This is a genomic window from Halorussus salinisoli (assembly GCA_005239435.1).
GTDB lineage: Archaea > Halobacteriota > Halobacteria > Halobacteriales > Haladaptataceae > Halorussus > Halorussus salinisoli.
Genome location: SZNP01000006.1, coordinates 106,171 through 121,383 on the forward strand (window position 1 = coordinate 106,171; position 15,213 = coordinate 121,383).

11 protein-coding genes are annotated in these 15,213 nt (G+C 66.2%); 1 reads left to right on the forward strand and 10 read right to left on the reverse strand.

The window, feature by feature from the left end; genetic code table 11:
* Window positions 1–136: 136 nt before the first annotated feature.
* The 9 genes from E2484_RS17420 to E2484_RS17460 all read right to left on the reverse strand — a co-directional run bounded on the left by E2484_RS17420 (window position 137) and on the right by E2484_RS17460 (window position 11,704).
* The gene (locus tag E2484_RS17420) at window positions 137–2,224 is read right to left on the reverse strand and encodes a dipeptide ABC transporter ATP-binding protein (RefSeq protein ID WP_137286462.1); all 2,088 of its coding nucleotides are present in this window, start codon (window positions 2,222–2,224) and stop codon (window positions 137–139) included.
* Window positions 2,221–3,147, reverse strand: a complete 927-nt coding sequence (locus E2484_RS17425; RefSeq protein ID WP_137286463.1) for an ABC transporter permease — start codon at window positions 3,145–3,147, stop codon at window positions 2,221–2,223. The genes E2484_RS17420 and E2484_RS17425 overlap by 4 nt, the downstream gene beginning before the upstream one ends.
* Window positions 3,144–4,139 carry an ABC transporter permease gene (locus E2484_RS17430; RefSeq protein ID WP_137286464.1) on the reverse strand — a complete coding sequence of 332 codons (996 nt, stop codon included), beginning with the start codon at window positions 4,137–4,139 and terminating at the stop codon, window positions 3,144–3,146. The genes E2484_RS17425 and E2484_RS17430 overlap by 4 nt, the downstream gene beginning before the upstream one ends.
* Window positions 4,136–5,035 (reverse strand): HpcH/HpaI aldolase/citrate lyase family protein, encoded by a 900-nt coding sequence (locus tag E2484_RS17435; RefSeq protein ID WP_137286465.1) that lies wholly within the window; start codon window positions 5,033–5,035, stop codon window positions 4,136–4,138. Before E2484_RS17435 ends, E2484_RS17430 begins: the two co-directional genes overlap by 4 nt.
* Window positions 5,028–6,254 (reverse strand): CaiB/BaiF CoA transferase family protein, encoded by a 1,227-nt coding sequence (locus E2484_RS17440; RefSeq protein ID WP_137286466.1) that lies wholly within the window; start codon window positions 6,252–6,254, stop codon window positions 5,028–5,030. Before E2484_RS17440 ends, E2484_RS17435 begins: the two co-directional genes overlap by 8 nt.
* A 24-nt stretch (window positions 6,255–6,278) precedes the next feature.
* Window positions 6,279–8,147, reverse strand: a complete 1,869-nt coding sequence (locus E2484_RS17445) for an ABC transporter substrate-binding protein (RefSeq protein WP_394347931.1) — start codon at window positions 8,145–8,147, stop codon at window positions 6,279–6,281.
* 224 nt (window positions 8,148–8,371) lie between these two features.
* A complete protein-coding gene (locus E2484_RS17450) occupies window positions 8,372–9,022 on the reverse strand; it encodes a helix-turn-helix domain-containing protein (RefSeq protein ID WP_137286698.1) in 651 nt (216 codons plus the stop codon).
* Window positions 9,023–9,175: 153 nt separating this feature from the next.
* A complete protein-coding gene (locus E2484_RS17455) occupies window positions 9,176–10,459 on the reverse strand; it encodes an MBL fold metallo-hydrolase (RefSeq protein WP_137286468.1) in 1,284 nt (427 codons plus the stop codon).
* A 39-nt stretch (window positions 10,460–10,498) separates the two neighbouring features.
* Complete coding sequence (locus E2484_RS17460) at window positions 10,499–11,704, reverse strand: hypothetical protein (RefSeq protein ID WP_137286469.1); 1,206 nt, start codon at window positions 11,702–11,704, stop codon at window positions 10,499–10,501.
* A gap of 132 nt (window positions 11,705–11,836) precedes the next feature.
* Between E2484_RS17460 and fdhF the strand changes: the two genes are divergently transcribed.
* The gene (gene fdhF, locus E2484_RS17465) at window positions 11,837–13,906 is read left to right on the forward strand and encodes a formate dehydrogenase subunit alpha (RefSeq protein ID WP_137286470.1); all 2,070 of its coding nucleotides are present in this window, start codon (window positions 11,837–11,839) and stop codon (window positions 13,904–13,906) included.
* An 85-nt stretch (window positions 13,907–13,991) separates the two neighbouring features.
* On the opposite strand, the gene E2484_RS17470 is transcribed toward fdhF, so the two are convergent.
* Window positions 13,992–14,915, reverse strand: coding sequence for a polysaccharide deacetylase family protein (locus E2484_RS17470; RefSeq protein ID WP_137286471.1), 924 nt, complete (start codon window positions 14,913–14,915; stop codon window positions 13,992–13,994).
* Window positions 14,916–15,213 lie beyond the last annotated feature (298 nt).

Consider the following 15,213-nt stretch of genomic DNA (forward strand, 5'->3'; position numbering starts at 1 on the left):
CGATTCTATCCGGGTCCCGACTCGGACGACGTCGCGTGACTATCGGTCGCCGCCGTCGAGCGAACAGTCACCGATAGCGGGGCGTATCGTCGAAACGGCGCGAGCGGGAGAACGGAGTTCCGCGCGAAGCCGAGGGTCAGTCGTCCGCCGACGTGCCGGCTCCTGGCGAACTGTCCTCGCTCTCGGCGGTCGCCGGCTCCCCTTCCGGGAAGTAGCAGGCCGCCTCGTGGCCGTCCTCGGCCGCCGCGTCGAGACCGGGTTCGGCCTGCCGGCACTTCTCGTCGGCCTTCGGGCACCGCGGTGCGAACGCACACCCCGAGGGCAGGTTCACCGGGTCCGGCGGTTCGCCGTCGAGCAGGACCCGGTCGCGGTCGACGGAGGGGTCCTTCTCGGGCGTCGCGGAGAGCAGCGACTTCGTGTAGGGGTGTTTCGGCCGGTCGGCGAGTTGGTCCACCGACCCGGTCTCGACCACCCGTCCGAGGTACATGATGGCGAGTCTGTCGGACACCTGCAACAGACTGGCGAGGTCGTGTGAGATGTAGACGATGCCGATGTCCTCGGCGTCGGCCAGTCCGCGCAGCAGGTTGAGCAGGTTCACCTTCAGCGACACGTCGAGCATCGACGCCGGTTCGTCGCAGATGAGGAAGTCCGGGTCGAGGACGAGCGCCCGCGCGATGGCCACGCGCTGACGCTGGCCGCCCGACAGTTCGTGGGGGTACTGGTCGAGGAACTTCTTCGGGGGCGTCAGCCCCACCTTCTCCAGCGTTTCGAGCACGGCGGCCTCGCGCTCGTCGGTCCGGTAGTCGTGGATGGTCAGTGGTTCCCCGACGAGTTCCCGGACGGTCTGGCGGGGGTTGAGCGAGTCGAAGGGGTCCTGGAAGATGATCTGGGCCTTCCGGCGGAACTCCTTCATGTTCCCGTCCTGGTAGTAGTCGTCGGACTCGCCGTCGAAGACGATTTCCCCACCGGTCGGCTCCTCCAGCAACGCGATGGTCTCTCCGAGCGTGGACTTCCCGCACCCGCTCTCGCCCGCGATGCCGAGTACCTCCGACCGGCCGACCGACAGCGAGACGCCGTCGACCGCCCGGACGTGGTCGGGGTCCTCGCCGCGGAACTTGCTCACGAGCGACTGGCTCTGGGAGTACCACTTTTCGAGGTCGTGAGTCTCCAGGATGGTCTCGCCCACGTCGGAGTCTTCGTCTTCGTCGTCGGCGATGCCCCACGTGTCGGGGTCGGCCGCGTCGCGTCGCATCTGGGCCGCCTGCTCGACGTGGTGGCAGGCCGACCGGTGGTTCCGGTTCGGCAGGTCCACGGAGTCCGGATGCGACTCGTCGCACTCCTCGGTGGCGAACGGACACCGGTCCCGGAAGACGCATCCGGACGGCTCCGAATCGAGGTTCGGCGGCGAACCGGGGATGGAGACCGGGTCGTCGGTCTCGTCTATCTCCGGGAAGGAGTTCTTCAGCCCCATCGTGTAGGGGTTCGTCGGGTTGATGAGGACGTTGTCCACGCTGCCCTGTTCCATCACCTTGCCGCCGTAGAGGATGGACAGGTCGTCGCAGGTCTCCGCGATGACGCCGATCTCGTGGGTGATGAGCAGGAGCGAACTGTCGATGCGGTCCTGGATGTCCAGAATCGTGTCGACGATCTTGTCCTGGACGATCACGTCGAGTCCCGTGGTCGGTTCGTCCGCGATGATGAGGTCGGGTTCGAGCGCGAGCGCCATGGCGATGGTGACGCGCTGGCGCATCCCGCCCGAGAACTCGTGGGGGTAGTCGTCGACCCGGTCGGGGTCGAGTCCCACGAGGTCGAACAGTTCCCGCACCCGGTCGCGCGCCTTCGGCTTCGAGACGTTCCGGTGCTTCTGGATGGCCTGCCGTATCTGGGCACCCGTCGTCATCACGGGGTCGAGCGAGTCCATCGCGCTCTGCGGGATGTAGGCGATCTCCTCCCAGAGCACGTCCCGGCGCTCCTTCGGCGAGAGGGTCGTCAGGTCCCGGCCCTTGAACCGGACCTCACCGGCCTCGACCTGCCCGTTGTCGGGGAGGAGGCCGAGGATGGCCTCGGCGACGGTCGATTTACCCGACCCGGATTCGCCCGCGAGGCCGTAGTTGACGCCCTCGTCGATGCTGAACGAGACGCCGTTGACTGCGTGGACGTTGCCGTCCTCTTCGGGATGCGTGCTGTACGTGACTTCGAGGTCTTGAACGTCGAGTAGCGTCATTGTTGAGCCTCGATTTCGGGGTTGATTACTTCCTCGTACGCCCGTCCGATGAGGAACACGGAGGTCGTGACGGCGGCGATTCCGATCGCGGGCGGAATCACCCACCACCACGCGATTCGCATGTTCCCGGAGTCGAACACCATCCGGAGCATCCGGCCCCAACTCGTCATCGTGGGGTCGCCGAACCCGAGGAAGGCCAGACTGGCCTGGGCCGCGATGGACCACGCGACGCCGTACGCCGTGTAGAGGAAGCCGATGGGGAGGACGTTCGGCGCGACGTGGACGAACATCGTCCGGAGGTCGCTGGCACCGCTGGCGCGGGCCGACTTGACGAAGGTCCGCTCGCGGACCGAGAGCACCTCCGACCGGACGACGCGGGCGGGCATCTTCCAGAGGAAGCCCGCGATGATGAGCGTGATGAGCCAGATGTTGGGCGTGACGAAAGTCAACAGCAGCAGCGCCATCGGCATGAACGGCAGCGAGAACGTCAGGTCGGTCAACCGCATCAGCACCTCGTCGACCCAGCCGCCGTAGTAGCCGCTCACGAGGCCGACGAGGAACCCGATGGCTCCGGTTCCGAGTCCGCCGAACAGGCCGACGATGAGCGTCGGCCGAGCGCCCGCGAGGAACTGGCTGAAGATGTCCTTGCCGTAGGCGGTCGTGCCGAACAGCGCGTCGGCGTTCGGCGCCGCGAGTCGCATGATGGAGCCGTCGTCGGTCTGCATGTCGTGTTCGATGGGATTGTGGGGCGCGAGCATCGGGCCGAACAGTCCGAGGAAGATGAACAGCGCCACCACGACCAGTCCGGCGAACGCGAGGTTGTCCTTCCGGATGAACGCGAACTGGTCGCTCACCACGTCCTGCCACGCGTCGATGCGTTCGAGGATGACCGCGCCGTTGCTCGTCTCGGTGTCGGTGCTCACGCCGCACCACCTCCGCTGGTCGAGACGGTCGGGTCGAAGTAGGCGTAGAGCACGTCGGCGAACAGGTTGGCCAGGATGACCGCCAGCGCCATGATGAACACCGCGGCCTGCACCAGCGGGTAGTCCTGCTGCTGGATGGCCAGCACGAGCGCGCGACCGATGCCCGGCCACGCGAAGACAACCTCTAGTAATATTAGACCCTGGAATATCATTCCTAAACGAAGCGCGAAGTACGTCAAGATGGGGAGCATCGAGTTGCGGCCGGCTCGCGCGAGCTGTTCGAGCTCCGAGAGACCTTTCGCGCGGTGAAGCTTGAGGAACTCCGAGCCCTTCTTCTCCACGACGCCGTTGCGGGCCAACAGCAGGAAGTCGCCGCTGTAGAACAGCACCGCGACCGTGAACGGCAGGACGTAGTGGTGGAGGAAGTCTATCGAGAGGTAGGTGTCGAGGTAGCCGTCCGGCGAGGCCACGACGCTGCGCATCCCGAACGCCGGAACGAGACCGAGCGTGTACGAGAACAGGATGACGAACAGAATCGCCGTGATGAACACCGGCGTCGAGCGCAGGAACGTCGTGACGATGATGCTGAGCTTCTCCAGTTTGCTCCCGCGGTTCCACCCGACGTACATCCCGGCGAGCGAACTCAGGACCGCCGTCGTGACCAGCGCCGGCACGAGCAGGATGAGCGTATTGATGAGCTTCGGCTCCAGCACCGCCCAGACCGGACGGCTCCGCAGGATAGAGTAGCCGAACTGGAAGGTCAGGATGCTCTTGAGGTAGCTGACGTACTGCTTCCACATGGGCTGGTCGAGCCCGTACATGCTCCGTATCTCCTGGACTTGTGCCTCGCTCAGATTCCCGGCCGTGATGAGCGCCTCGAACGGGCTCCCCGGCAGGAGTCGCAGGACGAAGAAGATTATCGACACAGCCACGAGCGTCAGTCCGGCCGCGATGGCGACTCGCTTCACGAGGAAGCGCTGGAAGTCGCTCATTCGGCCACCTCCGCGTGGCGGTCGAGGACGGTCCGATACTGCTCGACGATCGCGGTGTCGAGGAAGACACCGTCGGCGACGAGCGAGTCGCGCTCGGCGGCGTCGAAGGCGTCGACGAGACGTCGGGCCTCCTCGACTTCCTCGGCGGTCGGCGTGTACGTATCGTTTATCACGTCGAGTTGCGCGGGGTGGATGGCCTTCTGTCCGACGTAGCCGATTTCGCGGCACGCGGCGGCCTCCTCGCGCAGGCCCTCGGTGTCGGAGAAGTCCTGATACACCGTGGCGATGGGGTCGAGACCGCCGAGCGCGGCGGCGCTGACGACGGTCTCGCTCAGGAAGTCCCGTATTCGGTCGGGCCGTCCGGTCGCGCCGACGGCCCGCGTGTAGTCGCCGAATCCGTACGAGAGTCCGGTCACGGACGCCAACTCGCCGCCGGCCACCGCGATGTCGTCCACCGCGAACAGGCCCTTCGGCGTCTCGATGGTCGCGACGAACTCCGGAACCTCGTCCGACGCGGACCGGGCGGCGTCTGGCGTCTCGCCCGACGCGGACTGCGCCGCCTCGCCCGCCACTTCGACCGCCCGGTCGAGGTGGTCGGGTCGCTCGACCATCGGCAAGATTACGGTGTCCACGCCCGCTTCGACCGACGCTTCGAGGTCGGTCTCCCACCGCTCGGTCTGGAGACCGTTGATTCGGACGCAGACCTCGGTCCGGCCGAAGTCGGTGTCCCGAAGCACGGCCGCGACGTTCTCGCGCGACTCCGAGACGGCGTCGTCGGGAACGGCGTCTTCGAGGTCGAAGATGACCGCGTCGGCCGCGGAGTCAGCGGCCTTCGCCATCATGTCGCGGTCGTCGGCCGGCGTGTAGAGGAACGACCGGCGGAGGCGGTCAGTCATCGGCCTCACCTCCGAGGCTGGTGACGCCGCGCTCGGCCAGTTCCCGGACCTCCTCGGGCGAGCGGTCGGTCCGCTCGGTGATCACGTCGAGCGCGTCGGCACCGAGGTCCGGACCGGGGTGTTCGACCCCGCCGGGCGTCTCCGAGAGCTTCGGGAAGACGCCGCGCATGGCTACCTCGTCACCGGTCTCGCTGTCCTCGTCCTCGACGTAGATGATGGCGTCTCTGGCGTCGAAGTGGTCGTCGGCGAAGATGTCGGCCATGTTGTTGACCGGGCCGATGGCCGCCTCGTGTTCCTCGAAGACGTCGACCACTTCCTCGCGGTCGTGTTCGGCCATCCAGTCGCCGATTATCCGGTCGAGTTCCTCGACGTGTTCGAGGCGGTCCTCCATCGTCCGGAACCGCGGGTCCTCGACCAGTTCGTCGCCGCCGACGATGCGCAGAATGCGCTCGGCGATGCTCGGAGAACTCCCCGAGATAGCGACCCAGCGGTCGTCCTTCGTCCGATACGTGTTTCGGGGTGCGGTCCGACTGCTCCGGTTGCCCGACCGCTCGTGGTCGATGTCCTTCTGGTCGTACTCTATGACGTGGTCGCCCAGCACTCCGAACATCGTTTCGAGGATGGCGGCGTCGACGTACTGGCCGCCCCCGCCGTGGACGTCCCGCCAGTAGAGCGCGAGCAGCACGGCGTAGGCCGACTGGAACGCGCAGACGGAGTCGGCCATCGCGGTCGGCGGCAGGGTCGGCGGGCCGTCGGGTTGGCCCGTCGAGTAGGCGTACCCGCTCATGGCCTCGACCAGCGTTCCGAATCCGGGCCGGTCGCTGTACGGTCCGGTCTGGCCGAACCCGGTGACGCGGACCATCACGAGGTCCTCGTTGATCTCCGAGAGCGTCTCCCACCCGACGCCCCAGCGTTCGAGGGTTCCGGGCCGGAAGTTCTCAACGAGGACGTCCGCCTCGGCCACGATGTCGGTGAAGATATCCTGACCCTCGTCGGTGTGAAGGTCGAGCGGAACGCTCTCCTTGTTCCGGTTGACCCACTTCCACGAGAGTTCGTCGGAGTAGTCGCCGAACTCCCGGAGCGCGTCGCCGTCCTCGGGATGTTCGATCTTGATTACGTCGGCACCGAAGTCGCCGAGCAGCATCGCCGTGAGCGGGCCCGCATAGAGGCTCGCCGCGTCCACGACCGTCACGTCGTCTAAGGGGTGTTCTGGTAACATTATTGGAAAGAGATAGCTGCCGTCTCAGGAGAAGTCGGGCTGACCGAGCTCCTCGCGGCGCTCGTGGGTGTTCCCGTTCTGGATTCGCTCGACGAACGCGGCCCACGCCTCCCCGTTGGGGTACTGGAGGTTGCCGTTCGAGTCCCAGGTGTACCCGGCCTTCTTCAGGATGGACCTGGCTTCCTCGGTGCTGTAACCGTAGTCCTTCGTGTCCGAAGAGTTCCACTGCGTGATGGGCGAGATGGGATTCTCGCCGGACGGCACCGTCGCCCGGTCCTGCAGGACCTCCTTCACGAAGCCCTGCTTGTCGACGGCCTTGGCGAGCGCGACCCGGAACTCCTTGTCCCGGACGAGCGGACAGGACTGCATCAACTTCGCGTCGAGCGGCGCGAAGTTCTCGGAGACTACCTTCTCGACGCCGCCGGTGGACGCCGCGCGCTCGGCCTGACTGTTCGACAGCGTGGCCCCGATGGCGTCGATTTTACCCTGCTGGAGCGCACCGAGTAGCGAGTCGACGTTGCCGACGTTGATCCAGATGACGCCCTCGATTCCCTCACCGGTCGCGGCCTGGTCGCCGAGGTGTTCCTGCCGCCAGCTGTCCTCGAACATCCAGTGGCCATCGTTGCGCTCGACCTCGAACCGGGAGCCCTGGTCCCAGTTCTTGAACTCGAACGGGCCGGTCCCGACCGGGTTCTGGGGGTTGTGCTGGGACGGGTTGTCCACGTTCTCCCACTTGTGCTTGGGGATGATGACGCTCCGGACCACGCGCTGGGTCATGAACGCGGCGTCGGGGTACTTCAGGTTGAACTGGACCGTGTGGTCGTCCAGAACTTCCGCGCTCTCGATGGGTTCGTAGAACGCGGTCTGGCTGGTCGAGGAGTGTTCCTTGAACAGGTCCACGGTGAACTTCACGTCCTCGGCGGTGAAGTCCTCGCCGTCGTGCCACGTCACGCCCTCCCGGAGGTCGAGTTCGACGGTCGTGTCGTCGGTGAACTCCGCGTCGGTCGCCAGCGCCGGGACCACGTCGAGGTCGGGCGTGGCGTCGAACAGGCCGTCGTAGATGAACTTGAGTCGCTTCTCCTCCGCGCCGCCCGCGGCCCACGGTAGGTTCAGGGAGTTCATCGACGTGGTGACGCCCTTGACGTAGGTCCCCTCGTCGGTCTTGGGCTGGAGGTTGACCTCCGTCCACTGGAAGGAGTCGCCCGTGGGACCGTTACCGGGCGTCTTGACGTAGCCGTTCCACTTCTTGCGGTTGACCGCCGTGATGACGTCCGGGAAGACGCTGATGATGCCGCCGACGTCCTCGGCGAAGATCTGCTGGGCCTTCGTCACCAGTTCCTGACGCTTCTCCTTGTCGCCGGTGATCTCGCGCTGCTTACCGAGGACCTCGTTCAGTTCCGGGTGGAAGTAGTTGTCGTAATTCGAGGGATTGTCCTTGTGGCGACGCATCAACAGCGGGTTCGGGTCGAGGCCCCGCTGTGGGTCGGGCCCGTGCGTGCTCATCGAGACGATCGCCTCCAGACCGGGCGTGTTCCAGCTCTGGGCGTAGAGTTGGTTGAGCGGCCGGTCGTTGAGTTCGACCGGAATCCCGAGTTCCTCGGCACCCCGCTTGAACATCAGGGCGTGTTCGCGCATCCACGGGTCGTCCTCGCTCGAATACTCCATGGGAACGGGGTCGAGACCCGCGCCCGCCGCCGCCGTGTAGTCGAGCGGCGGCGAATCGGCGTCGACGTTCGACCAGTCGTGCCAGTACTTGGTCTCGACCGACTTCGGAGTCCCCTCCGGAACCTTCGCGTCCTTGTCCTCGGCCGCGTCGCCTCCGTCGCCGTCGGAAGTTCCGCCGCTGGTCTCCGAACCGTCCCCGGAACTGCTACAACCCGCGAGTGCAGCCATGCCGACGGCCCCGGCCGCGGCCGACGCGAGGTACTTTCGTCGGCTGACCGGTGCCGATTTCGACTCGTCCGCCGTATCCGCATGGTCGTTTGATACCATGACACTACCCACCATATGAGGTATATATATTGAATATACCCCCGAAGAGGATGGATAATCATCGTCCTTTATAAGGAATTATCAAGATGGTAGCTAAATGCCACCTTCAGATAAGAAATTATAAATTAATCGCGTGACCCGTAGACGAGGTCGAAGAGGCTCCGCTCGGCGGTCCGGAGTCGCTCGCTGAACGTCGACTGAGAGATGTCCAGTCGGTCGGCGACGTCCTGGGCCGTCGCCTCGCGGGGCACGTCGAAGTAGCCCATGTTGTACGCCGTCTCCAGTACCGTCAGTTGCTCGTCGGCCAGTTTCGTGATGAGGACCTCCGAGAGACGACCGCCGTCGAGCGGTTCGCCCGGCGTCTCTATCTGGTTCATGCTCTCGAGTTCGAACTGGCCCAGCGAGTCCTGGATGTCGTCGGCGAGTGCCCGGAACTGCTCCCAGTCCTGAACGGTGATGACGAGGTTCATCTCCTCACCCTGCAGGACGAGTCGATTCGGAATCGCTTCCCGCCGGAGCACGATGCCGAGGACGAAGGGGTACGACTCGTTGGCCACGAGCATCAGACGCTGAACGGTCACGCCCGTCGGCCCGGTCGGAATCTCACGCGAGTACACGAGGTCCACGCCGGAGACGTCGGCCACCAACTCGTCCGGGTCGAAGTCGGTCGTCGTCGAGACCGTGAGCGACTCTATCCACGACCCGTCCTCGACGTAGAACGCGTTGTCCAGTTCGATGCTCCGAACGTCGCTCATCCGAGCGTCTAACTTCCCCATCGTCCCCGTCGGAATAGTTCTGAATTCCACACGTAGAATCGTCGGTCACCTCTCCGCTCACACACCCCTCGACAGTCCACCTAATTACGTATTTGGATTCCCGTAGCTCTCTCCGGCCGAAAGCCGAGCGTCTACGCCGGCGGACGGCCGCCCTCACGCCGAGAGCGCGTACCCCTCGCCGAGTTCCGGCGCGCTCGCCTCGAATCCCTCGCCCCGCAACTCCTCGGCGAACTCCGCACACCTGTCGCCGTGGTTGACCAGAATCCGGGCGTCGCGGTACGAGTCGAGGAAGTCGAACAGGCCGTCGCGGTCGGCGTGGGCCGAGAAGTCGTAGGCTTCGGTCCGGGCGCTCACGGGCATCACCCGACCGTCGATTTCGGCCCGGCCCGAATCGAGCAACTCGCGGCCCGGCGTCCCCTCGACCTGATAGCCCGTGAAGGCGATCTTGTTCGTCGGATTCGCCCGGATTTCGGGCACGTACGTCATCGCTGGCCCGCCCGAGAGCATCCCGCTGGTCGTCACGATGACCGTGTTCTTGTCGGCGATGCGCTTGCGCTGGCCGTCCCTGCCCGTCACGAACCGGGCGTTGGACTTCGCGCGTCCGAGGGCGTCGGCATCGCGGACGAACTCGGGGTGCTGCCGCGCAATCCTCGTCACCTGTTGGCCCATACCATCGACGTAACAGTCGAGGTCGTGCGCCTCGCAGACCATCAGCATCTCCTGCGTTCGTCCGATGGCGAACGCTGGCACCACCACCGTCCCGCCCTCCCAGATGGTCGTCCGGACGCTCTCGGCGAACGACTTTTCGACCTGCTGTCGGGGGTCGTGGTCCACGTCGGAGTAGGTGGATTCGGTGATTACCACGTCGGCGTCGGGTCGCGCGGTCGTCCCCGAGAGGAGTTGCGTGTCTTCGGTGTGGAAGTCGCCGGTGTAGAGCAGGCGCGTCTCGCCGTCGTCATCGGACTGCGTCCGATTGCCCGAGGGACTGCGACCCTCGCTGTCCACGAGGACGTGGGCGCTCCCGGGTATGTGGCCCGCGTCGAAGAAGGTGATTTCGTAACCCGCGGCTTCGAAGGTCTCGCGGTAGCCGTGGGTCTCCGAGACCTGCGAGAGGCGCTTGACCTCGGTGTGGGTGAACGGGCAGTCGTAGCTCCCGCCGTGGAGTTTGAGGGTGTCCTCGGCCAGCACGCGGGTCAGGTCGCGGGTCGGCGGCGTCCAGTGGATGGGCGGCCGGGCGTCGCCCGACAGCAGCGAGGGGACCGCGCCGACGTGGTCGAGGTGTCCGTGGCTCACGACCACGGCGTCGGGGTCGGGGTCGCCGACCGGAAACGAGGGCGGGTTGCCGGTGGCCATCCCGTAGTCGAGCAGGAGCGAGTCGTCCACGAGGATGGCGCTCCGCCCGATTTCGCGGGCCCCGCCGAGAAATTCGACGTTCATTATCGGTCGATAGCGGCCGGGACCGTTTTCATCCGTCGATTACGGTCCGGACTCGTGTCCGTCTCGAACCGAGCATTCCGACTCGCCGAGGTCGAAGTACGCGGCGTACACCACGTCGTAGCCGACCGCGAAGGCGTACCGGCCGGGGTCGAGTTGCATCGAGTGACTTCGCATGCCGCCGTCGCCGTAAACGATCTTGCCCGGAAACGCCCGGAGGCGGAAGGTCGTCCGGTCGCCGGGAGCGCGACCGTAGCAGGCTTGCACCGCGTATCCGTGCCGGAGCGACTCCCAGACGCCGTCTTCCAGTCGGTAGAGGTGGAAGAACTCGCACGAGAGCGACCGACGCGAGTGGTTGTGGAGCGTGAACTCGATTTCGGCCGGGAGGGTGACCGACTCCGCCGACGGTTCGAGGTAGACCGGCGTCTCCGGGCCCGCGTCGTGGTACCAGTTCACCGGGCGCTCGACGGGGAGCGACGGCGGGGTCGCGCCCGCGAACGCCGAGGAGTTGTCCGGGCCGGGTCCGGTTGTCGGCCACGCCGTCAGGCCGAGCGCGAACTCGGGGCCGATTTCGTACCGACCGAGCGGCGGGTCTTCGCTGTCGGGATGCTGGACCAGACGGTACTCGCTGCGGACGGTCTCGTCGGGACCGAGCGTGACCGTCTCGGGAAGCCAGTCGTCTTCGTCGGTGAGGAGCCATCGGCCGTCGTCGCCGCGTTCGTACGCGGGAACGACCTCGCGCAGGTCGTGGTTCTCGGTCGGCGCGAGAAACACCGGCAGTCGATTCGCGGTCGTGTCGGGACTCGCGTCCGGGGTGGAGTCGAACGGCGGCGTCTCGTCCAGTCGGAAGGTGTTCTCGAAGTCGTTCAGGTTCGTCAGGGTCGCCCGGAGGAGGGCGGGCCGGTCGGGGGTCGCGGGCGCGGCGAAGCCGAGTTCGACTCTGCCGTGGTCGGCCGTGGTGTGGCCCGCGGGCGAGAGCGCGAGCGTCCGGTCCACGGTGCGCTGGGCGACGACGCGGCGGTCCGGGGGCCACCCGTCGCTCACGTCGGCGGGCGTGGTCTCGGAGTCCGGGTCTGCCGCGGTGGGTTCTGTCGCGCTCTCGGTCGACGATTTCGCCGTCGCGGTGTCTGTGGGGGTCGAGGTGGTCGTCCGCGAGTCCGTGACCGAGGAGCGTCGCTGGTCGGTGAGGGCGCTGCATCCCGAGCAGACGGTGGCGCTCAGGGCGGCGATGAAGCGTCTCCGTCGCATGGCGTGTGGCCACTCGCTTTCCGGATGTATGTTTTCTGGTCGAAATCTCTCGCGTCGCGGTGTCGAGGGGGGACTGAGAGGAGATTCCAGTCCACACGCACCTTGATTATCTTTCCGGCAGAACCCGTGAGTATGAGCAACGAACCGGAGCGAACGGAGACCATCTGCCCGTACTGCGGCGTCGGATGCGGTCTCGCGCTCACCGAGGGCGACCAAGAGGGCGACGTGCAGTTGGCGCGCTGGAACGACGCGCCCGTCAACGAGGGGGCGCTCTGCATCAAGGGCGGGGCCGCGCCGCAGGTGGTGAACCATCCCGACCGCCTGAAGTCGCCGCTGATTCGAGAAGACGGCGAGTTCCGGGAAGCGACGTGGGACGAGGCGCTGTCGCAGGTGGCCGACGAACTCCGGCGCATCCGCGAGGAGCGCGGCCCGGACGCCGTGGGCTTCTTCGCTTCGTCGCAGGTGACCAACGAGGAGAGTTACCTCGTCCAGAAGTTGGCCCGCCAGTTCGGGACGAACAACGTGGACAACTGCACCCGGCTCTGTCACGCCTCGACCGTGGCGGCGCTGGGCGAGAGCCTCGGCACGGGCGCGATGACCAACAGCATGCGTGACCTCCGCGAATCGGCCGACGTGTACTGGATTCAGGGCGCGAACCCGGCCGAGAACCACGTCATCGCCCACAGCCAGTACTTCAGGAAGGCCGCCCAAGACGGAACCTTCGTCGTGCAGGTCGACCCCCACGAGAACGAGACGACGAAAGACGCCGACCTCCACCTCCGGTTGAAGCCGGGGACCGACATTCCCCTGCTGAACGCGGTCCTCGCCACGATTCTGGAGGAAGGCTGGCACGACGAGGAGTTCGTCGAGGAGCGTACCGACCACTTCGAGTCGCTGGAAGAGCGCCTCGCGGACTTCGACCGCGAGCAGGCCGCCGAGACTGCCGGGGTGTCGCTGGACGACATCGAGAAGGCCGCCGAAGCGTACGCTACGGCCGAGAACGGGGCCATCTTCACGGGAATGGGGATGAGCCAGCACACCTGCGGGACCGACAACGTCCAGAACCTCATCAACCTCGCACTGGCGACCGGAAACCTCGGCCGACCCGGGACCGGCGTGAACCCCCTGCGGGGGCAGAACAACGTGCAGGGGACCTGCGACGTGGGTGCCCTGCCGAACCTCCTGCCGGGCTATCAGTCGGTGGCCGACGACGAGGCTCGCAGAACCGTCGAGGAAACGTGGGGGTTCGAGGTGCCCGACGAACCCGGCCTCACCAACGTCGAAATCACCCACGCCGCGGGCGAGGAGATTCGGGGCCTCTACGTCGTCGGCGAGAACCCCGTGATGAGCGAACCGAACAGTTCCAAGACCGAGGCGTACCTCCAAGAGATGGAACTGCTCGTCGTGCAGGACGTCTTCATGACCGAGACCGCGGAACTGGCCGACGTGATTCTCCCGGCGACCTCGTGGGCCGAGCGCGGGGGCACCGTCACCAACACCGACCGGCGCGTCCAGCGCATGCGCGCCGCGACTCGCGTGCCGGGGAACACGAAGCACGACTTCGAGATTCTGAGCGAGATGGGAAGTCGGCTGTTCGACCACGGGTGGGACTTTTCGGACCCGGAGGACGTGTTCGAGGAACTCCGTGAGGTCTGCCCAATCTATCGAGGGGTCACTTACGACCGCCTCGGCACCGAAGGTGTCCAGTGGCCCTGCTACGACGAGGACGACGAGGGCGAGCCCTACCTCTACGCCGAGTCGTTCGAGACCGAGAACGGCCGCGGCAAGTTCCGCGCGGTCCGCCACCAGCCACCGGCCGAGACCGAGGACGACGAGTACCCGTTCGTCCTCTCGACCGGGCGCATCGAGCAACACTACAACTCGGGAGCGATGAGTACGCGCTCGGAGACGCTGATCCGCGTCGTCCCGGAGAACTTCGTGGAGATTCACCCCGACGACGCCGCGGACCTCGGCGTCGAGGACGGCCAGCGCGTCGTCGTCTCGTCGCGGCGCGGCGAGGTCGAACTGAAGGCCGACGTGACCGACGGCGTGAAACCGGGCGTCATCTGGTCGACCCCGCACTTCCCGGACGCGCCCATCAACCGACTCACGAACGACGCGCTCGACCCAGAGGCGAAGATTCCCGAGTACAAGGCCGCCGCCGGGAAGATGGAGGTGAGCGTCGAACCCGTCGAGAAGTGAGTCCAGAGACGACCATATAAGTGGTAAGCATATATTTTCAATTCTTTTGGAAACACACGTACCGTTCTATCGGAGCGCGTCGCGGTCAGCGGGACGCGGCCCGCACCCTGTCGGCCACGTCCCCCATCGTCTCGACTCGCAGACCGTGAGATCGGCGTCGGGCCGCGACGTGCGAGAGTATCGAATCGAGTCGGGCCACGTCGCGCGGCCCTCGAACGTCGTGGGGGTGGAGCCACATGTGGAAGACGCCCTCGCTCCTCGCGGCCGCGTCGATGCCGGCGACCGCGCGTCGGACGACCGGGTCGGTCGTCACGCGGCCGAGAATCGACCGGGCGACGCCCTGAAAGTCGAACAGGTAGAGCGACGCCGGGACGTCGACCAGTCCGTACTCGTCGACGTGCGGGGTCACGACCGGCGGGGCCGGCCTCCCGACGATTCCGCTGGCGAGTTTGGTCGCTCGCCGCCGAATCGGTCCGCGGTCGGACTCGCCGGCCGGGTGGCCGCGATAGCAGTCGAAGCCGTGGTCGGCGAGCAGGTCGCGGTACTCGACCCTGTTGACGGGGAAGACGAACGACGAGGGGTCGAACCCGCGGGCGTCCGCCGCCTCGACGCACGCCGCGAGTTCGTCGGCGGCGAACCCCCGGTCCATGCTCTCGTGTTCGAAGTGGACGTGCGTGAACCCGTGGCTGGCGATTTCGTGGTCCACGTCGGCGCTGGCGACGGTGTCCACGAGTCCGTCGCCGAACCAGAGCTTTCCGGCCGGAAGGTCGTCGGTCGCGGTCGTACAGCATCGCTCGCCCGCGGGATGACCGCGGTGGGGGTCTCGGCACGCGTCGAGCATGAGGTGGCCCGTGATCGCCCAGGTAGCGGGAATCTCGTACTCGTCGAAGAGCCGACACAGCTGCCCCCAGACGCCGCGAGCGTGTCGAAGCACGTCGTTCGGTGGCTCCGGGTAGTGGTGGAACCCCCACGCTAACTCGGCGTCTAACGAGATTACCGCCGAACCCATCTCGTCCTCCCTCCGCCGCGCGGCGGCGTCGAACCGGCAGGTGACGATGTCGAACCGGGAGACGAAGATGCGCGGGCCGGGACCGACCGATCCGTCCGTCGGGCGGCGTCTGGCGTTCGCGTAATCACTACCTTACGTCGGGAGACGAGGCGGGTTACTATCCGGCGGGTAACAACTGCAAGGGAGCGTTTCAACGGTTGCAGGTCACCCCACCCGAGAGAAAAACGGACTTTTCGGTCGGAATCCGCGGTTAGGCGGCGATTAGTATAGTGCCCCGGGCACTCAGACGGGGACGATG